We start from the raw sequence: 25,294 nt of genomic DNA on the forward strand, positions 1-25,294 counted from the left end.
TCGTGAGCATCTGGCATAGTGCCCTCCGTGGCGCAACTGAGAATGGATGGGCACCGGGTCCTGGTCGCAGACCTGGTGGGGGACACCATCAAAGCGATCAACGGCTCGATGGTGGCGTACGAGGGTGCGATTACCTTCAAGAACGCCGGAATGGGCGGTGGCGGTGGGTTACGTGCCGCGCTGAAACAGAAGGCGGCAGGTGAATCACTGTCCCTGATGGAAGTCAGCGGTCAAGGCACCGTCTACTTCGCGGTCGACGCCCAGGACATCACGATTATCGAGCTCAACAACGACGCTTTGCACGTCGAAGCCTCGCAATTGCTCGCATTGGTCGGCCAACTGCGAACCGACGTGAAATTTGCCGGTCTCCGCGGCGCAGGTTCCGGACAGGGCTTGTTCACGACGGTCGTCAGCGGCACCGGTCTGGTGGCCGTGCTGTCGAAGGGCGGACCGATCATCGCGCTCGAAGTCAGCCCGCAGTATCCGCTGGTTGCCGATCCCGACGCATTCGTCGCTCACCGTGGCCAGCTGAACCAGAGCTTCGTCACCGACGTCACCTGGCGTTCTGCGATCGGCGGTGGCAGCGGTGAAGCGTTCTCGCTGCGATTCGACGGATCCGGAGTCGTCTACATCCAGCCCGAGGAGCGCTGAACCATGCCGTTGGAATTGGTGAACAGCAAGGTCGTCAAGTCGACCCTCGCGCCGGGCCAGAACGTGCTCGCCCGCACCGGGTCGATGCTCTACTACACCGGTGACGTCCGCTTCATCCCGCACAGCATGGGCGGTGGGCCCGGCGCCATGCCGAACATGGGCGGTATCGCCGGGATGGCCGGCCGCATGATGTCCGGCGAGCATGCACGCATGATGGCGGCCGAGGGAAACGGTGAGGTCTTCTACGGGCATGCCGGCTTGTACGTCGAGGTCATCCACCTCGACGGTTCGTCGATGCTCACCGTCGAAGCCGACCGACTCCTCGCACACGACGGTTACCTCCAGAGTTCGATAGTCGCTCTCACGTCGCAGGGCGGCGTGCGCGGAGCAGTACGCGGCGCCATGACCGGTCAAGGACTGTTCACGACGCAGTTGCACGGCCAGGGAAGCGTCGCGGTTCTCTCGCACGGGGGTGCGATTCCGTTGCAGGTCGGTCCGAACAATCCTCAGGTCGTCGTCGACCCGCAGGCATACGTGTGCCACATCGGTCAGATCAACGTCGACATCTCCGCGAACGTCGGTTGGCGCGAGGCCGTCGGCAAGGGCTCGGGGGAGTCCATCCAGCTGAAGATGACCGGCGCCGGCACCGTCTGGGTCCAGGCGTCCGAGCAGAAGTTCTGAGAGGGCACAGAGCATGGGTATCGAAATTCACAATCCGGCAACTCTGCCCGCCAACGACAACGTCCCGGGCAACGATTACGCCTTCTGCGTCGAGATGGCCGGGCAGCCGTGGTTCACGTCCAAGGGCGCGATGATCGCGTACTACGGAAACATCAACTTCGAGCCGCTCGGGCGCACGAGCATGACGGCGATCGTCGCGGCCAGGTTCTCTTCACCGCTCTACGCGGACGACTGGGTGCTCGCTCAGGGACAGGGCAAGTTGATCCTCGGGGACCGCGGATTCAACATCAATTCCTATGACCTCGACGACGGCAACCTCACGATTCGCGCGGCCAATCTCCTCGCCTTCGAGACGAGCCTGGACCTCAAACAGTCCATCGTCCCAGGCTTTTTGACGCTACTGGGGACAGGCAAGTTCCTGGCGTCGTCCAATGGCCCGGTCATGTTCGCGGAGCCGCCGCTGCGCATCGACCCGCAGGCGTTGGTGGGTTGGGCCGACTGCCCGTCGCCGTCCCACCACTTCGATGCCGACTGGATGCAGAGCTTCCTGGGCGCGGTTCGGGGAAGCATGTTCGGCGCGAACACCGGCGAAGAACGCCAGTTCGATTTCACCGGAGCCGGGACGGTACTGATCCAGTCGAGCGAGAAGGTCGTCCACGACGGACACCTCCTCAAACACATCGAATCCGAGACGGTCGCACTCGGGCAGAACAGTCTGCGCGCACTGCACGCCTCGATCGGTGCGCGGCTGCAGAACTGACGTCTCGGGGTACGCGAGGTCTCACCGAGGGGGCCGGTCCGGTAGCGTATGGGCGTAATCGTCGGTATTTGTGTGCGCGCTCTGGGTCTCGAGTCGAACGATCCATCTCGCGTCACGAGGATTGCAAACACTTCACATTGCAAGACCACTTACCTGTGCACGAGCAATACGTGCTCGCGAGAAATACAAGGCTGGAGTAGTAACCCGATGACCGAGGACAGTCACCGCACCGCAGGCGCCTCCTACGCGGCAGCAGGAGTCGATATCGCCGCAGGCGACCGGGCGGTGGAACTCTTCGCCCCTCTGGCCAAGAAGGCCAGCCGCCCCGAGGTCATGGGTGGCCTCGGTGGTTTCGCCGGCTTGTTCTCCCTCAAGGGTGACTACAAGGAGCCGTTGCTCGCCGCATCGACCGACGGCGTCGGAACCAAGCTCGCTGTCGCGCAGGCGATGGACAAGCACGACACGGTCGGACTCGACCTCGTCGCCATGGTTGTCGACGACCTCGTCGTCTGTGGCGCCGAGCCGCTGTTCCTCCAGGACTACATCGCCGTCGGCCGGGTCATCCCCGAGCGCGTCGCGGAATTGGTCAGCGGAATCGCCGAGGGCTGCATCCAGGCCGGCTGCGCTCTCCTCGGCGGCGAGACCGCCGAGCACCCCGGCATCATGGCCGACGGTGACTACGACCTTTCCGCCACCGGTGTCGGCGTCGTGGAGGCAGAGAAGCTGCTCGGACCGGATCGCGTTCGCCCCGGCGACGTCGTCATCGCGATGGGTTCTTCGGGACTGCACTCCAACGGTTACTCACTGGCCCGCAAGGTCCTGCTCGAGATCGACCGCATGAACCTGAGCGCACACGTCGACGAGTTCGGCCGCACGCTCGGTGAGGAACTGCTCGAGCCCACCAAGATCTACGCCAAGGACTGCCTGGCACTCGCTGCCGAGACCGACGTGCGCACGTTCTGCCACGTCACCGGTGGCGGCCTCGCCAACAACCTCGCGCGCGTCATGCCCAAGGGCTTGGTCGCCGAACTCGATCGCGGAACCTGGAGCCCCGCTCCGGTCTTCGCCATGATCGCGCAGCGCGGACGCGTCGAGCGCGCCGAGATGGAGCAGACGTTCAACATGGGCGTCGGCATGGTCGCCGTCGTCGCACCCGAGGACGTCGACCGTGCACTTGCCGTCCTCACCGCACGCCACATCGACTGCTGGACGCTCGGTAGCGTCAAGAAGGCGTCGGACGCCGCTGCAGAGCGTGCGTTCCTGGCCGGAGACCACCCGCGCTTCTAGACCGCAACGTCAGCTGCCCCATCGGAGAGATCCGGTGGGGCAGTTTTGTGTGTCCGTGCAAGCAGACGCGAGGCGGAAAACGGAACGCAAAAATGAGGAAGAGCGATCAGCTCTTCCTCATTTCACAGTCTGCGCGGTGGCAGTGCGCGGTCAACGCCGCCAGTCGTCGTAGTCGTCCTCTCGCGCATGCCCTTCCCTATCGGAAGTCTGGTCCGATCGGACACTGCTCCGATGCGAGTTGGTCGATCCACCTGCGAGCTCTCTTTGCAGGCTGTCGAAATCCGTGGTCGGTACGCTGTATTTCAATTCGCGTGCAACCTTGGTCTGCTTTGCCTTAGCCCGGCCGCGGCCCATGGCTGACCCCCTCGCGCTTTCGCGGGGCGGCCTGGGGAATTTGGCGGCCCCGTTTGAGTGTGTAAGTTTCCTGACACACACTCTAGCGTGGAAAAGTCGCTTCCGCTTCCACGAAGGCCTCACCGCCGTGTCTGATTGCTCTCACTATGGCCGCGAGCTGCCAGGATGCTGAAAGAACTCGTCAGAACTTTGTGAGAACTGCTCAGAAGTTTCCGGGAATTGCGCGAATCGTCCCCACTCGGGCGTCGCCGCCGAAGACCGGAGCGGATGCGAGAGCCGCCAACTCCTCGGTCCACTCGGTGTTCATCCGCTTGAGCAGAGCTGCCGCCAAGGGCAGGAGCGCCCGCTCGTGACCGTCGTCGATCTTGAGGGCGAAAGCGGAACCGTCGGGAAGCGCTCCGGCGTAGATGCCGTCGTATCCGGTCTTGGAGAACAGACCCGGCACGGCGGACATCAGGCGCTGATCGTTGCGGCCGGTGCCCGAGACGAGGAAGGGGTTCTCGCGGACCGCGTCGGCCACAGCTCGTTCGGGTGAGTCGGGCTCAGCCGAGGGCAGGCGTCCGAATGCCCGAGCCAGGTTCGTGAGCGAGAGCGGCACGATCGGGAGACCACAACCGTCGATGCCGAGTTCCTGCTCTTCCTCGCCGCTGAGATCGAAGATCGTCTCCTGGATCGCGAGTTGGAGGGGATGAGTCGGCTCCATGTACGTCTCGAGCGGCCAGTCGTTCACGACGCACGTGGCGAGCATCGCGGCGTGCTTGCCCGAGCAGGTCATGTAGATCGGGCTGGGAAGCTCGCCCGCTGCGATCAGTTCGGCTCGGGCCAGTTCGTTGCCCGGCAGATCGGAGGGGCACTGCAACTGGTCGACACCGATTTGGTAGCGAGCGAGAAGCGCTGCGACCAGTTCGATGTGATCGGCCTCGCCCGCATGTGAGGACGACGCGACGGCCAGCTCTTCCGGGCTGGTGGGTGCAAAGCCGTTACGAAGCGCAGCGACGGCTTGCAGCGGCTTGTTCGCCGAGCGCGGGTAGATGGGTGTGTGAATTTCCCCGAGTCCGACAACGACCTCGCCGTCGGCGCCGAGAATGACGGCCGATCCGCGATGCACGCATTCGCGGAATCCGGAGCGGACCACTTCCACCAATTCGATACTCACGAGTGCACCTGCGCTTCTGCTTGTTCGATGAACCTCTGGACACGCGCGGTGACGTTCGGTGCAAGATCGGTGTGTTCTGCGAGTAGCCGTCGAAGCCGCTCAGGGTCCGTTCCGGCGAAGACCTCTCGAACAGTCACTCCGTGATCCGGTACGTGGACTCGGGTGACCGAATCGCCCGCGGCGATCGTGCCGGTCCGGTTGACGCGAAGATAGGCGCCGACGTCGGTCCGCTCGGTGAATCGCTTGACCCAGCCCTTCTCCGCGGCCCAGATGCCGAAGGTGCCACACGGGACCCGGGGAGCGGTCACTTCGAGTTCGAGAACGTCCGACGCCTCGGCTCCGGTGATGTGCCAACGCTCGCCGATCACGGCGTCCGTGACGAGCATCCCGCTGATGTGAAGATTCTCGCCGAACCATCCGGGGCCGAGAGGTCGGCCCAATTCGTCCGACCAGCGCTGCGCTTCGTCGCGCTGATACGCGTAGACAGCTTGGAAGGCGCCGCCGTGGAACTCGGTGTCGCAGACGTAGTCGCCACCCAGACCGAGTCGGCCGACCGCGACGCGGCCGTCGACGGGACGCTTGTCGATCGCGGTACGGGGGACTCGCCTGACGCCACTGTCACGTTCGGTGTGGACGACGCAGACCGCGTCGACCGTGCCCGTCACTTTCCGCGCAATCGGTTGACAGCCTCACGTCCGGCCTGGGGTGCGTCGTCCGCGACGATCGAATCCGGATCGATGGACGCAGCGCTGGGGCCGGCCATCAGTTCGGTGTCGACCGGGATGTTCCGCTTGATCAGAGCGAGTGCGATGGGGCCGAGCTCGTGATGATTGACGACGGTCCCGACGCGTCCGACGGCCCGTCCGCCCGCCGTGATCGGGTCACCCGGTTCCGGGACGGCTTCGGCGCTGCCGTCGAGGTGCAACATGACGAGATGGCGCGGGGGCTTGCCGAGATTGTGAACCCGGGCAACGGTTTCCTGACCGCGGTAGCAGCCCTTGTCGAGGTGGACGGCGCCGTGCTCGGCCGGCCCGCCGATCCAGTGGACCTCGTGCGGGATGGTCCGTTCGTCGGTGTCCAGTCCGAGGCGAGGCCTCGTCGCTTCGACGCGCAGTGCCTCGAAGGCCCAACTGCCGGCGGGCTTGGCGCCGGCATCGGTCAGCCTGGTCCACCACGCTGCCAGTTGCTCACGTGGGACGAGAAGATCGAAAGAGTTCTCGGTAGGCCACGGCATGCGGCGGACAAATCCGCCGTCGGCCAAGGCGTGAGCGTCGTAGGCCTCGGTGGGTGTCTGAACCTCGAGTGCGGCGAGGACAGTTGACGCTTCGGGTCCGATCAGGCTCAGGACCGCGAGTTCGTTGCCGTCTCGAGGTTCGGCCTTGGACCAGAACACCATCTTCTTCAAGAAGGAGAGAAGGTCGGGTCCGCGGTTCGCCTCGGTGTCGATCCAGGTGACACCTGCCAGGTCCGTCTGCACGAAGTGGTGCTCGACGCGTCCGTTGACGTCCAGGCTCAAGTTCTCGGCACTCTTGCCGTCGGGGAGCGCGGCGATGTGCTGGCTCGAAATCGTGTGCAGCCACGTGAGGCGTTCGTCGCCGGGAATGGCGATCACGAATCTGTGACTGCGGTCGACCACCACTGCTGCGCGCTGCGCGGTTCGCTGTTCGCCGAGAGGATCGCCGTAGTGCCACGCGACACCGATGTCGGCCGAACCGTCCGGTGCGGTGACCGCGCCGGGGGAAGTCAGAAGTGGGCTGTTGGGCACAAGAGCGTTGTCGACCACGAGACCAGTCTAGGAGTGTGGGCGGGATCGCGGTTACAGGGCGGCCCCGGCGGCTTGGCGGATCGTTAGGGTTGATGGCATGCCTGATCGCGTATTGGTGACTCTCGACCATGAGGTGCTCGATGCTGACGCACCGTTTCTGCACGCCGACGACCTGGCGGTGGTGCGCGGCGACGGAGTCTTCGAGACGCTGTTGGTACGCGACGGCCGCGCCCGGGTGGTCGAGGGACACCTGAGTCGACTGGTTCTGAGCGCGCGGGCACTCGGTCTGCCCGCTCCCGTTCTCGATGATTGGCGTCTGGCGATCGAGATGGCTGCCGAGGAGTGGGGGACCGAGAAGGAAGGCGCTCTTCGTCTTGTTCTGACCCGCGGCCGTGAGAGCGGTGACAAGCCGACAGCCTTCGTGATGGTCGGTCCGGTGGCCGATCGGGTCAGACAGGTCCGCGAATCGGGGTTGTCGGTGATGACTCTCGAGCGAGGTTTCTCTGTCGATCTCTCTGCCCGGGCACCCTGGCAGCTACTGGGCGCGAAGACGTTGTCGTACGCAACCAACATGGCAGCGCTTCGATATGCGGCGAATTTGGGTGCTGACGATGTGATCTTCGTCAGTTCCGAGGGCAATGTGTTGGAGGGGCCACGCTCGACGGTGGTGATCGTTCGGGACAGGACTTTGATCACACCGCCTCCCGCACAAGGCATTTTGATGGGCACTACGCAGCGCGCCCTGTTCGACGTTGCCGGCAGTGCTCGCTTCGATTGCCGATACGAAACCCTCCGACCTGCGGATTTGATTGCGGCCGACGGAGTGTGGATGGTTTCGAGCGTCACGCTGGCCGCATGCGTCCATACACTCGACGGGCTCACATTGCCAGAGCCGAAGGTCTCCGGGGAATTCGCGGAATTGGTTGAACGTGCAATTGATTCGGATTCAGCAGGGCGATAGGCGAATAGGAATCGCGACAGGTCTCTACTACATTTGGTAGTAGCAAAGTCCTGCGGTCCAAACCGGACAGCAGTACCGTGTCCGCAGGGGCCGAGCGACTGCCCGCGTCTCGAACCCCGAAGCCTGTCCCAGGGCCCTACTCTCGGAGTAGCCAATGGATACTTTGGACGTCTCCAGGTGGCAGTTCGGTATCACTACCGTCTACCACTTCATCCTTGTTCCGCTGACCATCGGACTTGCGCCGATGATCGCGATCATGCAGACGATGTGGGTGGTCACCAAAAAGGACCACTGGTATCGGCTCACCAAGTTCTTCGGCAAGCTTTTCCTCATCAACTTCGCACTCGGTGTAGCCACCGGCATCGTGCAGGAGTTCCAGTTCGGCATGAACTGGAGCGAGTACTCGCGATTCGTCGGTGACGTCTTCGGAGCTCCGCTCGCATTGGAAGGCCTCGTCGCCTTCTTCATGGAGTCCGTCTTCATCGGACTCTGGATCTTCGGTTGGGGCAGGCTGCCCAAACTTGTACACCTGGCGTGCATTTGGCTCGTGGCGATCGGCGTCAACGCGTCGGCATTCTTCATCATCGCGGCCAACTCGTTCATGCAGCATCCGGTCGGTGCGACGTACAACCCTGAAACGGGTCGTGCCGAGCTCACCAGTATCTGGGAGCTGCTGACCAACAACACCGCTCTCGCTGCCTTCCCGCACGCGGTTGCCGGCGCCTTCCTGACAGCGGCGACGTTCGTCGCCGGCATCAGTGGTTGGTGGATGGTGCGGAACATGCGCCGCGCCAAGCAGGCTGAGGCCGCCGAAGCCGAGCGCCTCGAAGCCGACGCACGGACGATGTACCGCCCGGCAACACGATTCGCGTTGCTCGTCATGATCGTGGCCGGAATCGGCATCATCTATACCGGTGACGTCCAAGGCAAGCTCATGTTCCAGCAGCAACCCATGAAGATGGCGTCGGCGGAATCGCTGTGCGACACCGAGATGGATCCGGACTTCTCGATCCTCACTATCGGCACTCACAACAACTGTGACAGCGTGACGCACGTTCTGAAGGTGCCGTTCGTTCTTCCATGGTTGGCCGAGGGCAAGTTCACCGGCGTCGAACTGCAAGGCGTGAACCAACTGCAGGAGCAGGCGGAGCAGGACTTCGGACCGGGTAACTACCGACCGAATCTCTTTGTCACGTACTGGTCTTTCCGCGCCATGATCGGCCTCGCCGCCGGTTCGGCAGCACTGGCTCTCGCGGGACTGTGGGTCACTCGTAAGGGGCGGGTCCCGGACCAGAAGTGGTTCGGAATACTCAGCCTGGTCGCGATCCCCACTCCGTTCATGGCGAACAGCGCCGGTTGGATCTTCACCGAGATGGGCCGTCAGCCCTGGGTGGTGCATCCCAACCCGACCGGCGTCGACATGATCAGACTTACTGTCGACCAAGGTGTTTCGGACCACGCGTCGGCTACCGTCTGGGCTTCGCTGATCACCTTCACCCTGCTGTACGGAGCGCTGGGAGTCGTCTGGTTCAAGCTGATCGTGCGGTACGCGAAGGAAGGCCCGTTGGAGCACGACATGCATCCGCCGGGCGATACAGATCATGATGAGCCGGAAGATCCGGACAAGCCCAAACAACTGTCGTTCGCGTACTAGGAGGCGATCATGGGACTTCAAGAAGTATGGTTCGTGCTCGTCGCAGTACTGTTCATCGGTTACTTCGTCCTCGAAGGGTTCGACTTCGGTGTCGGAATGCTCATGCCGATCGTCGGCAGAGGCAGTGACCTCCCGGCCGATACGCGTCGACGGGTAGCGCTCAACACGATCGGCCCGGTGTGGGACGGCAACGAAGTGTGGCTGATCACCGCCGGTGGCGCGATGTTCGCGGCATTCCCGGAGTGGTACGCGACGTTGTTCTCCGGGTTCTATCTACCGCTGCTGATCATCCTGGTGGCCTTGATCGTTCGTATCTGTGCCATCGAATGGCGAAGCAAGATCGACGACGACAAATGGCGTCAGCGTTGCGACTGGGGCATCATCTTCGGCTCCTGGGTCCCGGCAGTTCTCTGGGGCGTGGCTTTCGCGAACATCGTTCGGGGCGTGGCGATCAACGCCGACAAGCAGGTCGAGTCGGGATTCTTCGATCTGCTCAATCCGTACGCGCTGCTCGGCGGTCTGACCACCGCGCTGGTGTTCGCTCTCCACGGCGCAGTGTTCCTGGCACTCAAGAGTGCCGACGAGGTTCGTGAAGATGCCGTGAAGATTGCTGCACGACTGGCAATTCCGGCTATTCCGGTCGCCGGCGGATTCGTCCTGTGGACGCAACTCGCCTACGGCAAGGGATGGACGTGGATTCTGGTAGCTGCCGCTGCTGCGGCACTGATCGGCGTCGTCTTCCTGACGCGGGCCGAGCGCGAAGGCTGGGCTTTCGTTCTCACCTGTGTGGCCGTCATCGCCACCGTCGTGCTGCTGTTCGCCTCGCTGTTCCCGAACGTCATGCCGTCGACGCTGGATCCGGCGTACAGCCTGACCATCGAGAACGCGTCGTCGAGTCCGTACACGCTCAAGGTGATGACGTGGGCCGCGGCATTCATGACACCGGTGGTGATCATCTACCAGGGCTGGACGTACTGGGTGTTCCGACAGCGCATCTCCTCCAAGCAGATTCCGGCGTCGATCGGTCTCCGATTCAAGGAGAAGACTTGGTAGTCACGAACCCTGAATCACGACACATTCGAAACACGAAAGAACTGACGGTCGAATTCACGTGACAATCGAAGTAGGCGACGCTCCCACCACTCGGGAGCGTCGCCGGGGGCCGATCGACCCGCGGCTGTGGCGACATTCCGCTTCTGCGCGCGGCTACCTGATCCTGACTGTTGCTCTGTCGATGGTGAACGTCGTGATGGTCATCGTCGCGGCGCTCATGATCGGCCGGGTGCTGGCCGGAGTGATCACCACTCGAACTGTGGATGTTTCCTCGTGGACAACCGAATTGGTTGTTCTCGCCGCAGCTGTGGCGGTCCGAGTTCTGGGGACTTGGCTGCAGACCAGGTATGCGCACCGGGCGTCGACTCGCGTCGTTGCCGAGATCAAGAACGGCGTGCTGACGTCGGCGACGGCGATGAGTCCTCGCGATCTGGATCCGCGGCGTGACGAGATCGCGACCGTGGTCACCCGAGGTGTCGACGGCCTTGGTCCGTACCTGACGGGATACCTTCCGGCCCTGGTCTTGTCGGTGACGCTGACACCCATCACCCTGATAGTCATTGCGGTGCAGGACATGACGTCTGCGGTCATCATCTTCGTGACGCTGCCGCTGATCCCCATCTTCATGATTCTGATCGGCCTGCTGACAAAGGGTAAGTCGGAGAAGACGCTGGCAGCGATGACCACGTTGTCTTCGCAACTGCTCGATCTCCTTGCCGGTTTGCCGACGCTGCGGGCGCTCGGTCGTCAGCAGGGTCCTGCCGAGCGCGTCCGTGAACTCGGTGACGCTCATCGGCGAACGACGATGTCCGCCCTCCGCGTTGCGTTCCTGTCCTCGATGGTGCTTGAACTGCTCGCAACGCTCTGCGTCGCGTTGGTGGCCGTGAGTATCGGCTTGCGACTGGTGTACGGCGACATGTCACTCGAGCCGGGGATAGTCGCGTTGATCCTCGCCCCCGAGGTGTACCTGCCACTTCGGATGGTGGGAACCCAGTTCCACGCCGCCGAGGACGGAATGGCGGCAGCCAACAAGGCATTCGAGGTTATCGAGGCGGATTCTGCCGCACCGGAGGGTGGTAGCACGACGGTGGTCGCTCGCGGTGCCGACATCGTCTTCGACGGACTCGGCGTGACCTCTCGTGGGGGAGTCGCACCGTCTCGACTTTCCGCCGTGGCATCGCCAGGGGCGATCACCGTGCTCACCGGTCCCAACGGCTGCGGCAAGTCGACGGCAGTGCACGCGCTGCTCGGGTTGATCGAACCGAGCAGTGGGCGCGTGACGGTCGCCGGCGTCGATGTCCGAGACCTGGACGAGCACGCGTGGTGGAGTCAGTTGGCCTGGCTACCGCAACATCCGGTCCTCCTGCCCGGCACCGTTCGTGAAAATCTCGATCTCACCGGGGTCGTCGATGCGCAAGCATTGGCTCGCGCCGCTGCTGCGACGGGATTCGACGCGGTACTGGCCGAGCTGCCTGCGGGCGTCGAGACCGTGATCGGCGTCGGCGGTACAGGTCTGTCTTTGGGGCAGCGGCAACGGCTGGCACTGACACGCGTGCTTGCCTCGGACCGCGCAGTTCTTGTCCTGGACGAACCCACCGCTCACCTCGACTCGGATTCGGAAGGGACAGTGTTGGCTTCTCTGAGAGCACGGGCGGAGCGTGGCGACACCGTTGTCGTGATCGGCCACCGTCCGAGTGTGCTTGCCGCAGCTGACCGGATCGTCGAGGTGCGCGCTCATGAGAAGTGACGCTCACGATCCGCTTCTGCGTGCTCTGCGGCTACTGGAACTTCGGCCACGACGCGTACTGACGGCGGTAGCGGCGGGTGTGGCAACACTCGGTAGCGCACTCGCCTTGGCCGCGCTGTCCGCATGGTTGATCACGCGTGCTTGGGAGATGCCCCCCGTTCTCGATCTCAGTGTTGCGGTAGTTGCCGTACGCGCATTGGGAATCTCACGTGGTGTCTTCCGCTATCTCGAACGATTGACGACGCACGACGTCGCGTTGCGCGGAACCACCGCGGCGCGATCGAGGATCTACCAGCAGTTGGCCGCAGGAGATCCCGCGGCAGCAGCCGGACTACGACGCGGTGACCTGCTCTCACGTACGGGCGCCGACGTGGATGCACTGGGCGACGTCGTCGTCAAAGCACTGATCCCGATTGCGGTCTCGATTGTCCTCGCGTTTGCTGCGGTGGGAATCCTGTTGTTCATCTCGGTTCCGGCCGCGCTCATCCTGGCTGTTGCGCTGGCGGTGTCCGGGATCGCGGCACCCTGGCTTTCGGCTCGTGCTGCTCGTCTCGCCGAGGCCGACAGTTCTGCTGCCGCAGCGCGATTCAGTGAGTCCGCGGTGACCGCCCTCGACCATTCCGCCGAGCTCCGGGTATCGGGTCGCTTGGATCAGGCGGTGAGCGAGGCGGTCTCTGCCGAGAACGATGTGGTCGACGCAACCGATCGCGCGGCGGTACCGAGTGCCTTTGCCGCCGCGGCGACGCCCCTGGCAATCGGCGTGAGCGTCCTCGGTGCCCTGTTGATCGGAATTACGCTGTACGGAACCACCGACATGTCACCGATGTCCATGGGAATCCTTGTACTGCTTCCGCTGTCGGCTTTCGAGGGAACCGCGATACTGCCCAGCGCGGCAGTTGCGTTGACCAAGGCGCGGCTGGCGTCGGCACGCATCATGGTGGTACTCGATCGAGCCGACGCCGAACACGTTGAAGGAAATCGTGCGTGGCCGGAGGACGGGGTCCTGAGTGTGCACGCGTTGCGGGCGGGTTGGCCCGGGGGAAAGGTGACCGAACCGCTCTCCGTGGATCTTCCTCGCGGTGCCCGCGTTGCCGTCGTCGGGGAGAGCGGATCCGGAAAGACCACCGCACTGATGACGACGGCGGGGTTGCTGCCGCCCGTCGCGGGAACAGTGCGCGTTGGCGCAGTGGATATTTCGGATATCGATCCGGCCGAACTGCGCAGGCACGTCGGGTACTTCGCCGAGGACGCACACCTCTTCGAGACGTCGGTACTCGAGAACCTGCGCGTCGCGCGGGGTGACCTCACCGCCGAGGACGCGGAGAAGGCACTTGCCGCAGTTGGTCTCGGCGAGTGGCTGTCGGACCTGCCGGACGGGCTCGATACCTACCTGGTCGGCGGTATGAGAGCGGTTTCTGGCGGTGAGCGTCGTCGGTTGCTGTTGGCGCGCGCGATCGTCTCGCCCGCGGAGGTGCTGCTGCTCGACGAGCCGACCGAGCACATGGACGCGGAGGCGGGCGATCAGTTGCTCCGCGAGTTGCTCAGTCGCGACGCAACGCTGGTCGATTCTTCGCGAACCGTTGTTGTCGTCACCCACCAACTTCCGGACGGCACACCAGCTGACCAGGTGATATGCGTCGGAAAAGTTTCTGTGGAAAATACGTTGCCCTCATCGTGAAGTGGGCGTACTTTCTCCTGTACACAAGGAAGGAGGTGGTCTGAAATTGAAGTACAGACGGACGCGTGAGGTGGCTGCCAGCTAGCCGCAATCGCTGATGGAATTCACTTACCGCGTGAGCGGCCGGCGAATCCCAGGCAGCCACCCGACCCCCGAGCCCCCGATCAGTCCGACCGGGATCCGCGCGAAAGCGTGGGTGTGGCTCGGGGGTCGCTTCGTGCCGTGCGCCTTTATCAACCCCCGGCGGTTAATAAAGGCGCACAGCGTGGACAAGGATTAGGCCCCCACCATCCACCGCGCTCGAGGATGGCTCTGACCTCGGCTGCAGTTCGGCACGAGGCCCCCTCCACCTCCTCCCAACCGAAGACCAGTGTGGCGTTGCCTGACAGTTCGGATGCGTTTCCTCGCCGACGATCACGCAGTGCAGTCGCTCGAGAAGAGTGGAAGGCAAATCCGTCGAGTCGAACGATCAGTGCGACACCGCAATTGCGGTAGTCGACGTCCTCGTAGAGAGTTCTCCCATCGACGAGGACCAGCGATTGCCGTCGTGCTTCCGGCAAACCGTGTGCTCGCTCGACCTCGATTGCGTAGCGATGCTCGAGTACCGACTGGACACCGCGATCCAACAGGTCCAATGTCGAGGACAGCGCTTTGACATATCGCCTCGGCCGTCGGCATTCCATTCGGGTGCGCAATTCCATCCGTGACACTTTGCACGCCGTGGCCGAGCGAACCAGAGAACGAGCGGCGTCGCGAGCCGACGGCTCTGCAACCGCCAGGTCAATTGCGGTGTCGGCCAGCGAAGTACGAGCAGGCTGAGTGGCAACGCCGATGTGGGCCTGAGCGCGTGAACGATGAACGATCACTCCGGGATGGGCAGTGGACCACCCCAACGGAACGGGGCGCGCCGGGGAGCGTTCGGGTCTGACCGTCGGACTCTGACAGCGCGAGGATCTGCCGTATCGGACCGTGATGTGGACCGGCAGTTCGGACTCGATGTGCGTGAGTCCCCACTCTTCAGCTGCCGTCCGGTGACTCAGGTAGGTCTCTCCGCCGCCGAACAGAAGGGCGGCCTCGAGAATCATTGCTCGGTTGAGCGGGCCGTTGGTGCTGGATTGAACGCCGTGGAGGACGGAAGTCCATTGACCCGATTCGACCAGATGTTGGATGCGCCGCGGTGAATAGCCGAAAGGGCGTAGTTGTTTATTGGTCGCGAGTCCGTGTTGGAAGTCGAAGAGTCTTCGGAGATCAGGATCGATGTAGTCGCAGCTCATGCGAATACCGTCAGATCGCGGACCGACAAGAACCGGTCGAAGATGCCGCTCAGAAGCCCGCCTGTGGAATTTGTCGGTGCCTGTGGATAAATCTGCTGTGCGCCTTTATTAACCGCCGGGGGTTAATAAAGGCGCACAGCAGAGCTAGCCGATGTAGCGCGTCAGGCGGGCCGAGAGACGCGGTTCCAGGCCACCGTCAGACATGATCCGCTCTTCGACGTACGCGAGGTCGCCGCCTTCGACGATGCCGTAAAGACGCTTCGCGCCGCCGTACAGTGCACCGGACTGGCTGCGGATCACCACGTCGGTGGCAAGTTCCCACGACGCTTGGGTGAGTGCGCGCCCGTAGTACATTTCGACGACACCGGAGCTGTGGCTGAGCAGGAGTTCGACCACTTCCTGGTTGACGCTGCCCGGGATGCCGTCGCCGCCCATGCGCCAGTAGCCGCTCTCGCGCAGATCGGGGCTCACGTACTTGCCCTCGGCGTCGAGGCGCCAAGATCTGGACTCCCAATTGAGGTAGGGGCCGCCGTCGTGCGAGATGACGATCTGCTGACCGAAGGCGTAGTCGCCGTTCTCGTCGTGTCCTTCACCTTCGCCGCGCCAGACACCGACGAGGGGGAGAAGCGCGAGGAGTTCGGGATTGATGTCCGGGCCGAGGCGCAGGTTTGCGGTGTCCTCCGGCAACGGAAGGTCCGGCAGGGTCGGAATGTTGAGCGACGCCGTCGACTTGGAGCGCTCGACGGCGATGGCGACAGCTTCGTCCCCGCTGCCGCGCCTTACGGCACCTGCAGCGGCGGAATCGTCAGCGGTCGCGTCGGACCCTGAATCCGGAGCCTGACTCACGACTCGTCGGTGACCAAGCGGTACACGACGTACACGGAGAACCAAGCGATCATGACGGATGCGAGTGCGAGGAGTACCTCGAAGAAAATGACCACGGGTACATCTTAGACCGCGGCGACCGACCGGAAAAATCGGGAGCCGGAATGCAGAAGGCCCCGCACCGGAGGGGTGCGGGGCCGCCTGACAAAGCAGGAATTACTTGCTGACGGTCACGTCCACGTTGTGCACGCCCGAGCCCTCGGGAGCGACGGTGGAGGTGCCGTTGCCCGAGCTGGACAGTGCACGCACGGTCCACTCGCCCGGAGCGGCGAAGAAGCGGAAATCGCCGGTTCCCGATGCCACGACCTCGGCCGTGAACTCTCCGGAGCCGTCGAGCAGACGCACGAATGCGCCGCCGATGGGCTGGCCGTCAGCTGCGAGAACGCGGCCGGTGATGACCGTTTCCTTCTCGACGTCGACGCCGGCAGGCAGGGTCTGGCCCTGAGTAGGTGCTCCACACATGATCAGGCTCCCAATTCGATCGGTGCGCCGACGAGTGAGCCGTATTCGACCCAGCTGCCGTCGTAGTTCTTGACGTTGTTCTTGCCGAGGATCTCCTGCAGGACGAACCAGGTGTGGCTCGAACGCTCGCCGATGCGGCAGTAGGCGATCGTTTCCTTGGTGTCGTCGAAGCCCTTTTCCGCGTACAGCTTGGCGAGGTCGTCGTCCGACTTGAAGGTGCCGTCCTCGTTGGCGGTGGTGCTCCACGGGATGTTGATGGCTCCGGGGACGTGGCCACGCTGCTGCGCCTGCTCCTGCGGAAGGTGGGCGGGAGCGAGGATCTTGCCGGAGAACTCGTCAGGGCTACGAACGTCGACGAGGTTCTTGCTGCCGATGGCGTCGATGACCTCGTCGCGGAATGCGCGGATCGAGAAGTCGGGGGTCTCGGCCTTGTACTGCGTGGCTTCGCGGTTGACTGCGTCCTTGGAGAGCGGGCGTCCGTCGAGTTCCCACTTCTTGCGGCCGCCGTCGATCAGCTTGATGTCCTGGTGGCCGTACAGCTTGAAGTACCAGTACGCGTAAGCGGCGAACCAGTTGTTGTTGCCACCGTAGAGAACGACGGTGTCGTCGTTCGCAATGCCTTTGGCGGAGAGCAGATCCGAGAACTGCTCCTGGTTCAGGAAGTCGCGTCGGACGCCGTCCTGGAGGTCCTTGCGCCAGTCGAGCTTGACTGCACCCTCGATGTGGCCGCCGTCGTATGCGCTGGTGTCCTCGTCCACCTCGACAAAAACGGTCTTGGGGGTGTTGAGGTTCTGCTCAGCCCAGTCAGCGGAGACTAGGACGTCGGAGCGAGCCATGGTGTTCCTTTCGATGTGGTCTTGCATCGGTCGTTATCTAGCAGGGGTTCAGCAGGGTTGTGGGGCAAGCGTTTTCACGCGGTGGTAGCGCGGCCGGTATTTCGCAGCCTTGCGACGAGTGGATAGATCTGGCAGCCGAGGCAGATGCCGAACGCGGCGTTGAGCAGGGCCGCGAACAAGGCGAAGCCGGTGGCAACGGTGCCGACGATCGTCGACCCGGCCAGGAAACCGACCGTGCCGGCGAGTGCGAAGACGAAGCCGACGAACTGCGCGAAGCGCAGCGGCGCTACGGGTTCGCGTTCGCTGACCGGCGAGAGTCGCGGGGCGACGAGCTTGCCGAAGATCTGGCCGTACGGGCTGCGCTTGGGGCCGAGTACCGCTCCGACCGCGAAGACTATGGCCTGCAGTGCGAGAACGACGGTGGCGGCGGGCAGTGAGAAGGTCGAGAGGATGAGCGTGAGTACGAGAACGCCGGTGGTGACCCACGCGGCGAATCGAGGTCCGCGGACGTCGACCTGCTCGAGCTGGGGTGTGGTTGTGGACATCGGGAGTGCTCCTGCGCTGGATTGCATGATGCTGTGCCTGGGCCGAGAAAACGGGACGTCAAAGTCCCACTCGGTGGATTGATCACGTGAGCGAAAGCTCGAAGGTCAGAGAGATCTGACGGATGTGGTGATCAGCAACAGGTACAGCAACAGCCCCCGAGGCGGCACAGGTCTACTGCGCGGCGTCGGGTGAGCATCAGCTCGTGGCGGGTTTGCACGTCGGCGAGTTTACCCCGAATTCTCGGATTTTGGCTCGTGGGGTCCGGATAGTGGTACGAGTGCAGCTTTCAGATCGGCTGCGGATGGCACTCCGGACACCCGGAACTGTTCCTCCAGGCCACCGTCGAGGATGAAGGTGGTGGGCAGCGAGAGGACACTCATCTCGCGTGCCAGAGCCGGTTCCTTGTCGATGTCGAGCTCGATCTCCACCGGCGGACGGGGAGCGTCGGCCATCGAGATCACGACCTGACCGACGACGCGGCGTACTGCCGCGCACGGTCCGCACCAGTCGGCAGAGAAATGCAGTACGACGGGTCCGCCGTTCGGCGAAGAGACTCCAGCGGCGCGGAGCAGTTCGAGGCGACTGTCCGCCGCGCCGGTCGCGGCCGGCGTGGTGACTCGGACCTTTCCGTTGCGCGACTTGAGAAAGAGCCCGACCGCGACGACGGCGACCAGCGCGACCAGCAGAATTGTGATCCCGGTCATCGGTTCTGCAGCTCTGCGAGATCGATCGTCGTGTTTTCGGCGCTGCCTTCGATCACGATTCTTCCGCCTTCCGCGTAGACCAGGCTCGGCTGAATTCCGTAGGGGAGTGCCTGCGGATCGATCGTGTAGCTGAACAGTCCGAGGACGACGGGTTCGAGTGCTGCGGGGATCGAGAAATCGGCTTTGCCCTCCGGACCGAAGTACAGATTGCTGGCGACGATCTTGACCTGCCCACCTTCCAGAACCAGGTTGGCCTGCACACTCACTGCAGTCTCGACCGGGCCGACGGCAACCGTTCCCGTCAGCACGACGGCGCCCGCGGTGCTCGCTCCGGTTCCGCCGCTGCCCCCGGTGCCATCCGACTTGTTGGCCGGCGGCGAAGATACCTGCAGGTCAGGGATATTGAGCAGCTTTCCGAGGTCGGTGGCGTTGATTCCCATCCGGCCGTCGAGTTTGTCGACGGGGAGTTGGGTGACATTGCCGTTCACGATGTCGGAGAAGGGAACGGTGACCCCGCGCAGATCGGCCTCGACGGTCACTTCGCCCACCACGTCGCTCTGGACGCCGGTAGCTCTGACGTAGACGTCCCTGTATTTCCCGCCGAGTGCCTGGGTGAGGAAGGGGAACCCGTTGAAGGTGACCTCCGGATCCGACTCGAGTGATGCGCCGGTTCGGAGCTCGCGGGAAACCCGGTACTCGGCGTACGCGGCCGCGCCGAAATCGGCCACCAGTCCGAGGCCGAGGAGAAAGACGATGCCGATGATCAGTTTGCGCACCGCACCATTGTGACGGACTCCGGTCGGGGTTCGATGCGACGGCCCCGGTACCAGGCACGCTAATGTAGGGACCGACCAAAAGCGTCGAACTACTCGAGCGTTGCCCTCACGGGTTGCGCGGGCTACTAGATAGGAGGCCGTGTGGAACTGCTCCTCCTCACCTCCGACCCCAACCCGGAAGCTGTACTACCGGCGTTGGCGTTGCTGGCGCACTCGGTTCGGCCTGCCCCCACAGAGGTTTCCTCGCTACTCGAGGCAAGTTCCGCGGACGTGGCATTGGTGGATGCGCGCACCGATCTGGCTGCCGCACGCGGGTTGTGTCGATTGCTCGGAAGCACAGGATCCGCAGTACCTGTGGTCGCCGTCCTCACCGAAGGCGGACTCGTTGCCGTCAACGCCGACTGGGGGTTGGACGACATCCTGCTTCCCGGTACCGGTCCGGCTGAGGTGGACGCCCGATTGCGGTTGTTGGTCGCCCGCAGCGGCGGTGTGGCCAGTCCGGAAGCGTCGGGAAAGATCACGCTGGGCGAACTGGTTATCGACGAGGGGACGTACACGGCACGACTGCGTGGACGGCCCCTTGATTTGACTTACAAGGAATTCGAGCTGCTCAAGTACCTCGCGCAGCACGCCGGACGGGTATTCACCCGGGCGCAGCTGCTGCAGGAAGTGTGGGGCTACGACTTCTTCGGCGGCACCAGGACGGTCGACGTCCACGTGCGTCGTCTGCGGGCGAAACTCGGCACCGAATACGAGTCCTTGATCGGTACAGTCCGAAATGTCGGATATAAGGCAGTGCGTCCGACCAGGGCCAAGGGTGGCGCAGCTGCTCCCGTTCAGTTCGAGGACGACGAGGACGTCGACTACGACGCGGCCGACGGATCGGTGGTCTGACGTGGGTTGGACAGATTCACTGCCGGCTGGATTCGCCGAGCAGGTTTCCGCGCTTCTCGATCGCGCAACCGAGTTCGACGGCAAGGCGCCCGTGTCGGAACAGGGGCGCCATGCCGTTGCCGGGCGCGGCGGCGCGCGACACTTCCTCGAACTCGACGGCGATGCAGTCGTCGGTTATGCGCAGCTGCAAGCCGGTTCGGACGAGCATCCCGACATGGCCGAGTTGGTGGTCGACCCGCAGGCGCGGCGTCGCGGCATCGGAACCAGGCTTGCTGCAGCGGTATTCGACGAGGGCCGGCCGGGCACGCGTGTCTGGGCGCACGGAAACGTCGACGCCGCAGTCGAATTCGCCAAGACCCTCGATCTGGTCAGCGTTCGTGAACTCCTGCAGCTGCGTCGACCACTCGATGCTCCGCAGCTTCCGGAAATCGTTGTGCCCGAAGGTGTGACGATTCGGACGTATCGTGGACCCGAAGACGATTCCGAGATCCTTCGCGTCAACAATGCGGCCTTCTCCTGGCATCCCGAGCAGGGCGGCTGGACCCAGGCGGAGATCGACGAGAGAACGGCCGAAGGTTGGTTCGACCCTGCTGGTCTGTTCATGGCGTTCGCGGACACCGATCCCGATACTCTTCTCGGCTTTCACTGGACCAAGGTGCACGCACCCGAAGGTGACGATCCGGAGCTGGGGGAGGTGTACGTCGTGGGGATCGATCCCGCGGCGCAGGGACGAGGTCTCGGCCGAGTGCTGACTCTCGCGGGCATGCATTACCTGCGTGATCGCGGCCTCGGAACCGTCCTTCTGTACGTCGAAGGCGACAACACGGCCGCCCTCCACACGTACGAACGACTCGGCTTCGATCGCTTCCACGTGGACATGGCTTACGCCCGCGCGCTCTGACGTCACAGTCGGACACGCAGAAATGTCCAGTCTGTTCATTCTCCGTTAACCATGTGTGGTCCAGCCGGACACCGCGCCCGCCTACTTTTCTCTGTGGGCAGCGCCGTGTTGCCTGATGCAGATTTCAATCATTCTGCGTCTCATGTCGCCGCCCGATCGTGGGCGTGGCGGTAGCGATTTCCGGAGGATCTTGGTGAATCTCAAGCGCAGTGGTGCCCTGCTCGGTGTAGTGGCCGTGGGCGCCATGACCTTGGCCGCATGTGGCAGCGACAACAACTCGTCGTCGACGGGTGTGGACGCGTCCGCATCGAACGCAACGTGCGAAGGCAAGAGCAACCTCTCTGCCGCTGGTTCCTCGGCACAGAAGAACGCCATGGACCAGTTCGTCGCCACTTACATCTCCGTGTGCCAGGAAAAGGGCAAGACGGTCAACGTCGCGTACAACCCCAGCGGTTCGGGCGACGGTCGTACACAGTTCATCGCCGGCCAGATCGACTTCGCCGGCTCCGACTCGGCCATCAAGGACGAGCAGGCCGACAAGGCCAAGGAGCGTTGCGTCGGCGGCGAAGCCTGGAACCTTCCCCTCGTCTTCGGCCCGATCGCAGTTGCATACAACCTCGACGGCGTCGACAAGCTCGTTCTCAACGCAGAGGTTCTCGCGAAGATCTTCAACGGCGGCATCACCAAGTGGAACGATCCGGCAATCGCCGCGCTCAACTCCGGTGCATCGCTTCCCGACGAGAAGATCACCACCGTGATCCGCTCCGATTCCTCGGGTACCACCGACAACTTCCAGAAGTACCTCGACGCGGCATCGAACGGTGCTTGGACGTCGGGCGCAGGGTCCGACTTCACCGGTGGCGTCGGTGAGGGCGCCAAGGGTTCGGCGGGCGTTGCACAGGCAGTTGCCACGGCACCGGGTTCGATCACCTACGTCGAGAAGTCGTTCGCCGATCAGAACAAGCTCTCGGTTGCCGAAATCAACACCGGCTCCGAGGCAGTCGCACTGACCAACGACACGGCCGCGAAGTCGATCGCAGGCGCGAAGTTCAAGTCCGACGCAACCGGCGACCTGACGCTCGACCTCGCGTCGATCTTCAAGACCAACGAAGCCGGCGCCTACCCGCTGGTTCTCGCCACGTACTCGATCGTCTGCTCCAAGGGCTACGACGCGGACACCTCCGCAGCAGTGAAGTCGTTCCTGACGAGCGCGGCCAACGAGGGTCAGGCCAACCTGGCCGAGCAGGGTTACGTCCCGCTGCCGTCCAACGTCCAGGATCGCCTCAACGCGTCCATCACGGCAATCAGCTGACCTAGAGACTCGTGCGGACAAGCTCATGGATCTACATTCAGACGTGAAGGAAGTGAGCGCGCATGAGTGACGCGCCCATCACCTCGACATCTCGTTCTCCCGGCCCCGCAACCAGCGGGGCCGGGGTGGGCGGTCCGAACGGCACCACGGAGGACACGATTACTTCCACCAAGGCTCCAGAAACCGAGCATCCTCCGAAGGGTGACGGTCCGGGTAGCGGCAACAGCAAGACGGTGACCCGTCCGGGTGACCGCATCTTCAGCTCGCTCGCCTCCGGTTCGGCAATCTTCATCACGGTTGTCATCGCGGCGATCGGCGCGTTCCTGATCTGGCGTGCTGTTCCTGCTTTGAGCCGGAACCAGGTCAACTTCCTGACCAGCCGTGAATGGGTCACGCAGAACATCAACGCGATGGCGTTCGGTGTCCTCGATCTTTTCCAGGTCACGGTGTTGGTCTCGCTGTTCGCACTGGTGCTCGCGATGCCGATCGCACTGGGCATTGCGATCTTCCTGACTTCGTACTCACCCAAGTGGCTCACGCGGCCACTGTCGTACACGATCGACCTTCTGGCAGCTGTGCCGTCCATCGTCTACGGCCTGTGGGGACTTCTCGTCTTTGCTCCGGCGATCACCCCGGTCGCGGTGTGGCTCAACGACACTCTCGGCTGGTTCCCGCTCTTCGCCGACGGCAGCGGATCGATCACCGGCGGCGGCACCATCTTCACCGCAGGCATCGTCCTCGCCGTGATGATCCTTCCGGTCATCACCGCAGTGACCCGCGAGGTGTTCATCCAGACCCCGCGATCACAGATCGAAGCCGCACTCGCCCTCGGCGCCACGCGCTGGGAAGTTGTGCGCACCACGGTCATCCCGTTCGGTAAGTCCGGCTACATCAGCGGCTCGATGCTCGGTCTCGGACGCGCACTCGGTGAGACGATGGCGCTGTACCTGATCCTGCGCACCACCTCTCAGGCCTTCGGCTGGTCGCTGTTCGACGGCGGCTCGACCATCGCCTCCAAGATCGCCCTCGGCTACGCGGAGTTCAACAACGACATCCAGGCAGGCGCGTACATCGCAGCCGGACTGGTGCTGTTCGTACTGACCTTCGTCGTCAACGCGGCTGCCCGCGCAGTGATCGCCGGAAAGAAGGACTGACCCATGACCTCCACTCTGGACCGGCCGGTCAAGGCCCCCACTTTCCAAGGCGTCGGCGCTCGTCGTCGTGCCAAGGACGTCATCGCGACCATCCTGGTGAGCCTGGCAGTCGTCATCGCGCTCATCCCGTTGGTCTGGGTGCTCTTCACGGTCATCGCCAAGGGCCTGCCCGCTCTGACGTCGCCTACCTGGTTCACCAACTCGCTGAGCGGATTGACGGCGTCGGCCGACGGCGGCGGTATCTATCACGCATTGATCGGCACCTTGCTGCAAGGCATCGTGTGCGCGGTCTTCTCCATCCCGCTCGGTATCTTCGTCGCGATCTACCTGGTGGAGTACGCCGACCGGAAGTCGAAGCTGGGCAAGCTGACCACGTTCATGGTCGACATCCTCAGCGGTGTTCCGTCGATCGTGGCAGCGCTGTTCATCTACGCCCTGTGGATCGCGACCTTCGGCTTCCCCAAGTCCGCGTTTGCGGTGTCACTGGCTCTGGTCCTTCTGATGGTCCCGGTCGTCATCCGCTCCACCGAGGAAATGCTGCGCATCGTCCCGATGGATCTGCGAGAGGCGTCGTACGCGCTCGGTGTGCCGAAGTGGAAGACCATCTCGAAAATCGTTCTGCCGACGGCACTTCCCGGCATCATCACCGGCGTCATGCTGGCCCTGGCCCGCGTGCTCGGTGAGACCGCACCGCTGCTGATCCTCGTCGGCTACGCACCGTTCATCAACTTCGACCTGTTCAACGGCGAAATGGGCACACTGCCTTCCGTCATGGTCGCCGAGATGAACAACCCCACCGACGCCGGCACCAACCGCATCTGGGGCGCAGCACTGACCCTGATCCTGCTGATCGCGATCCTCAACATCGTCGCGAAGCTGATCGGTCACTTCTCACAGGTCAGAAGTAAGTGATGCGGCCTCGGAACATGTTCGTACTCAACAGCGTCAACAACTCAGTAGGGAGCCGGTAATGGCCAAGCGTCTGGATCTCAAGGACGTCAACATCTACTACGGCAAGTTCCACGCCGTCGCCGATGTGGGCCTGTCCGTCCCGCCCCGGAGCGTCACCGCCTTCATCGGCCCGTCCGGTTGCGGCAAGTCCACCGTTCTCCGTTCACTCAACCGCATGCACGAAGTGATTCCCGGTGCGCGTGTCGAGGGTTCGGTGCTGCTCGACGGCGAGGACATCTACGGCTCGAACGTCGATCCGGTCGGTGTTCGCAAGACCATCGGCATGGTGTTCCAGCGACCCAACCCCTTCCCGACCATGTCCATCAAGGACAACGTCGTCGCGGGCTTGAAGTTGCAGGGCGAGCGCAGCAAGAAGAAGCTCGACGAGGTGGCCGAGCGTTCGCTGCGCGGTGCCAACCTGTGGAACGAGGTCAAGGATCGCCTCGACAAGCCCGGTGGCGGCCTCTCAGGCGGTCAGCAGCAGCGTCTGTGCATCGCGCGTGCCATCGCGGTCTCGCCCGACGTCCTGCTCATGGACGAGCCGTGCTCCGCGCTCGACCCGATCTCGACTCTCGCGATCGAAGACCTGATCACCGAGCTGAAGAAGGACTTCACGATCGTCATCGTCACGCACAACATGCAGCAGGCTGCGCGTGTGAGTGACCAGACGGCATTCTTCAACCTCGAGGCAACCGGCAAGCCCGGTCAGCTCGTCGAGATCGACGACACCGAGAAGATCTTCTCGAACCCGACGCAGAAGGCCACCGAGGACTACATCTCCGGCCGCTTCGGATAGGTCCCGGGATCAACCCTGCACGATCATGTTTCACCCCCGTTTCCAACAGGAGACGG

The 25,294-nt window shown here is 63.4% G+C and carries 27 protein-coding genes; 15 read left to right on the forward strand and 12 right to left on the reverse strand.

Translation table 11 applies throughout. The annotated features are described in order from the left end of the window. Positions 1 to 42 precede the first annotated feature (42 nt). The 4 genes from ASU23_RS08900 (at position 43) to purM (ending at position 3,379) form a co-directional block, all read left to right on the forward strand. Complete coding sequence (locus tag ASU23_RS08900; RefSeq protein WP_003940441.1) at positions 43 to 651, forward strand: AIM24 family protein; 609 nt, start codon at positions 43 to 45, stop codon at positions 649 to 651. Positions 652 to 654: 3 nt separating this feature from the next. Further along, positions 655 to 1,332: an AIM24 family protein gene (locus ASU23_RS08905; RefSeq protein WP_003939918.1), complete on the forward strand. Its 678-nt coding sequence runs from the start codon at positions 655 to 657 to the stop codon at positions 1,330 to 1,332. Between the two features lie 13 nt (positions 1,333 to 1,345). Continuing rightward, positions 1,346 to 2,092, forward strand: coding sequence for an AIM24 family protein (locus ASU23_RS08910; RefSeq protein WP_003939813.1), 747 nt, complete (start codon positions 1,346 to 1,348; stop codon positions 2,090 to 2,092). Between the two features lie 207 nt (positions 2,093 to 2,299). Continuing rightward, on the forward strand, positions 2,300 to 3,379 hold the full coding sequence (gene purM / locus ASU23_RS08915; RefSeq protein WP_003940225.1) for a phosphoribosylformylglycinamidine cyclo-ligase: 1,080 nt from the start codon (positions 2,300 to 2,302) through the stop codon (positions 3,377 to 3,379). Between the two features lie 150 nt (positions 3,380 to 3,529). Here purM and ASU23_RS33280 read toward each other — a convergent pair whose 3' ends face one another. The 4 genes from ASU23_RS33280 to ASU23_RS08930 all read right to left on the reverse strand — a co-directional run bounded on the left by ASU23_RS33280 (position 3,530) and on the right by ASU23_RS08930 (position 6,672). Further along, positions 3,530 to 3,733: a DUF3073 domain-containing protein gene (locus ASU23_RS33280; protein ID WP_003940337.1), complete on the reverse strand. Its 204-nt coding sequence runs from the start codon at positions 3,731 to 3,733 to the stop codon at positions 3,530 to 3,532. A 202-nt stretch (positions 3,734 to 3,935) separates the two neighbouring features. Beyond that, a complete protein-coding gene (locus ASU23_RS08920) occupies positions 3,936 to 4,889 on the reverse strand; it encodes an asparaginase (protein WP_058037748.1) in 954 nt (317 codons plus the stop codon). Then, a complete protein-coding gene (locus ASU23_RS08925; protein WP_030535239.1) occupies positions 4,886 to 5,554 on the reverse strand; it encodes an MOSC domain-containing protein in 669 nt (222 codons plus the stop codon). Before ASU23_RS08925 ends, ASU23_RS08920 begins: the two co-directional genes overlap by 4 nt. Then, complete coding sequence (locus ASU23_RS08930) at positions 5,551 to 6,672, reverse strand: folate-binding protein YgfZ (RefSeq protein ID WP_007733828.1); 1,122 nt, start codon at positions 6,670 to 6,672, stop codon at positions 5,551 to 5,553. Before ASU23_RS08930 ends, ASU23_RS08925 begins: the two co-directional genes overlap by 4 nt. 79 nt (positions 6,673 to 6,751) lie before the next feature. On the opposite strand from ASU23_RS08930, the gene ASU23_RS08935 reads away from it, so the two are divergent. The 5 genes from ASU23_RS08935 to cydC all read left to right on the forward strand — a co-directional run bounded on the left by ASU23_RS08935 (position 6,752) and on the right by cydC (position 13,747). After that, a complete protein-coding gene (locus ASU23_RS08935; RefSeq protein ID WP_058037749.1) occupies positions 6,752 to 7,615 on the forward strand; it encodes an aminodeoxychorismate lyase in 864 nt (287 codons plus the stop codon). 154 nt (positions 7,616 to 7,769) lie between these two features. Continuing rightward, positions 7,770 to 9,269, forward strand: a complete 1,500-nt coding sequence (locus ASU23_RS08940) for a cytochrome ubiquinol oxidase subunit I (protein ID WP_007733830.1) — start codon at positions 7,770 to 7,772, stop codon at positions 9,267 to 9,269. A 9-nt stretch (positions 9,270 to 9,278) separates the two neighbouring features. Then, the gene (gene cydB / locus ASU23_RS08945) at positions 9,279 to 10,322 is read left to right on the forward strand and encodes a cytochrome d ubiquinol oxidase subunit II (protein WP_003939727.1); all 1,044 of its coding nucleotides are present in this window, start codon (positions 9,279 to 9,281) and stop codon (positions 10,320 to 10,322) included. A 58-nt stretch (positions 10,323 to 10,380) separates the two neighbouring features. Next, positions 10,381 to 12,069: a thiol reductant ABC exporter subunit CydD gene (cydD, locus tag ASU23_RS08950; RefSeq protein ID WP_058037750.1), complete on the forward strand. Its 1,689-nt coding sequence runs from the start codon at positions 10,381 to 10,383 to the stop codon at positions 12,067 to 12,069. Then, positions 12,059 to 13,747: a thiol reductant ABC exporter subunit CydC gene (cydC, locus tag ASU23_RS08955; RefSeq protein ID WP_058037751.1), complete on the forward strand. Its 1,689-nt coding sequence runs from the start codon at positions 12,059 to 12,061 to the stop codon at positions 13,745 to 13,747. The genes cydD and cydC overlap by 11 nt, the downstream gene beginning before the upstream one ends. A 233-nt stretch (positions 13,748 to 13,980) precedes the next feature. Here the strand turns inward: cydC and ASU23_RS08960 are convergent, their stop codons facing one another. The 8 genes from ASU23_RS08960 to ASU23_RS08990 form a co-directional block, all read right to left on the reverse strand. Continuing rightward, positions 13,981 to 15,021 carry a type IV toxin-antitoxin system AbiEi family antitoxin domain-containing protein gene (locus ASU23_RS08960; protein ID WP_058037752.1) on the reverse strand — a complete coding sequence of 347 codons (1,041 nt, stop codon included), beginning with the start codon at positions 15,019 to 15,021 and terminating at the stop codon, positions 13,981 to 13,983. Positions 15,022 to 15,165: 144 nt separating this feature from the next. After that, positions 15,166 to 15,771 (reverse strand): FABP family protein, encoded by a 606-nt coding sequence (locus ASU23_RS08965; RefSeq protein ID WP_172827035.1) that lies wholly within the window; start codon positions 15,769 to 15,771, stop codon positions 15,166 to 15,168. A 291-nt stretch (positions 15,772 to 16,062) separates the two neighbouring features. Continuing rightward, positions 16,063 to 16,368, reverse strand: a complete 306-nt coding sequence (locus ASU23_RS08970) for a DUF1416 domain-containing protein (RefSeq protein ID WP_003939797.1) — start codon at positions 16,366 to 16,368, stop codon at positions 16,063 to 16,065. Positions 16,369 to 16,370: 2 nt separating this feature from the next. Further along, the gene (locus ASU23_RS08975) at positions 16,371 to 17,204 is read right to left on the reverse strand and encodes a sulfurtransferase (protein WP_003939859.1); all 834 of its coding nucleotides are present in this window, start codon (positions 17,202 to 17,204) and stop codon (positions 16,371 to 16,373) included. A gap of 74 nt (positions 17,205 to 17,278) precedes the next feature. Next, positions 17,279 to 17,749, reverse strand: a complete 471-nt coding sequence (locus tag ASU23_RS08980) for a DUF4395 domain-containing protein (protein ID WP_003940408.1) — start codon at positions 17,747 to 17,749, stop codon at positions 17,279 to 17,281. A 131-nt stretch (positions 17,750 to 17,880) separates the two neighbouring features. Next, positions 17,881 to 17,967: a putative leader peptide gene (locus tag ASU23_RS35295; RefSeq protein WP_350318872.1), complete on the reverse strand. Its 87-nt coding sequence runs from the start codon at positions 17,965 to 17,967 to the stop codon at positions 17,881 to 17,883. Positions 17,968 to 17,977: 10 nt separating this feature from the next. Next, positions 17,978 to 18,454 (reverse strand): co-chaperone YbbN, encoded by a 477-nt coding sequence (locus tag ASU23_RS08985; protein WP_003939684.1) that lies wholly within the window; start codon positions 18,452 to 18,454, stop codon positions 17,978 to 17,980. Next, positions 18,451 to 19,230 (reverse strand): LmeA family phospholipid-binding protein, encoded by a 780-nt coding sequence (locus tag ASU23_RS08990; protein ID WP_058037753.1) that lies wholly within the window; start codon positions 19,228 to 19,230, stop codon positions 18,451 to 18,453. Before ASU23_RS08990 ends, ASU23_RS08985 begins: the two co-directional genes overlap by 4 nt. A gap of 141 nt (positions 19,231 to 19,371) precedes the next feature. Here ASU23_RS08990 and ASU23_RS08995 point away from each other — a divergent pair, with 141 nt between their 5' ends. The 6 genes from ASU23_RS08995 (at position 19,372) to pstB (ending at position 25,238) form a co-directional block, all read left to right on the forward strand. Continuing rightward, on the forward strand, positions 19,372 to 20,124 hold the full coding sequence (locus ASU23_RS08995) for a response regulator transcription factor (protein ID WP_003939728.1): 753 nt from the start codon (positions 19,372 to 19,374) through the stop codon (positions 20,122 to 20,124). 1 nt (position 20,125) lies between these two features. Further along, on the forward strand, positions 20,126 to 21,025 hold the full coding sequence (gene mshD / locus ASU23_RS09000) for a mycothiol synthase (protein WP_058037754.1): 900 nt from the start codon (positions 20,126 to 20,128) through the stop codon (positions 21,023 to 21,025). A gap of 193 nt (positions 21,026 to 21,218) precedes the next feature. Beyond that, a complete protein-coding gene (gene pstS / locus ASU23_RS09005) occupies positions 21,219 to 22,337 on the forward strand; it encodes a phosphate ABC transporter substrate-binding protein PstS (RefSeq protein WP_003940482.1) in 1,119 nt (372 codons plus the stop codon). A gap of 62 nt (positions 22,338 to 22,399) precedes the next feature. Next, positions 22,400 to 23,491 (forward strand): phosphate ABC transporter permease subunit PstC, encoded by a 1,092-nt coding sequence (gene pstC, locus ASU23_RS09010; RefSeq protein WP_007733846.1) that lies wholly within the window; start codon positions 22,400 to 22,402, stop codon positions 23,489 to 23,491. A gap of 3 nt (positions 23,492 to 23,494) precedes the next feature. Continuing rightward, complete coding sequence (gene pstA, locus ASU23_RS09015; protein WP_003940100.1) at positions 23,495 to 24,403, forward strand: phosphate ABC transporter permease PstA; 909 nt, start codon at positions 23,495 to 23,497, stop codon at positions 24,401 to 24,403. 58 nt (positions 24,404 to 24,461) lie between these two features. Then, the gene (gene pstB / locus ASU23_RS09020; protein WP_003939968.1) at positions 24,462 to 25,238 is read left to right on the forward strand and encodes a phosphate ABC transporter ATP-binding protein PstB; all 777 of its coding nucleotides are present in this window, start codon (positions 24,462 to 24,464) and stop codon (positions 25,236 to 25,238) included. The last annotated feature ends 56 nt before the right edge of the window (positions 25,239 to 25,294 follow it).

This window comes from Rhodococcus sp. KB6 (assembly GCF_001445685.1).
GTDB lineage: Bacteria > Actinomycetota > Actinomycetes > Mycobacteriales > Mycobacteriaceae > Rhodococcus_F > Rhodococcus_F qingshengii.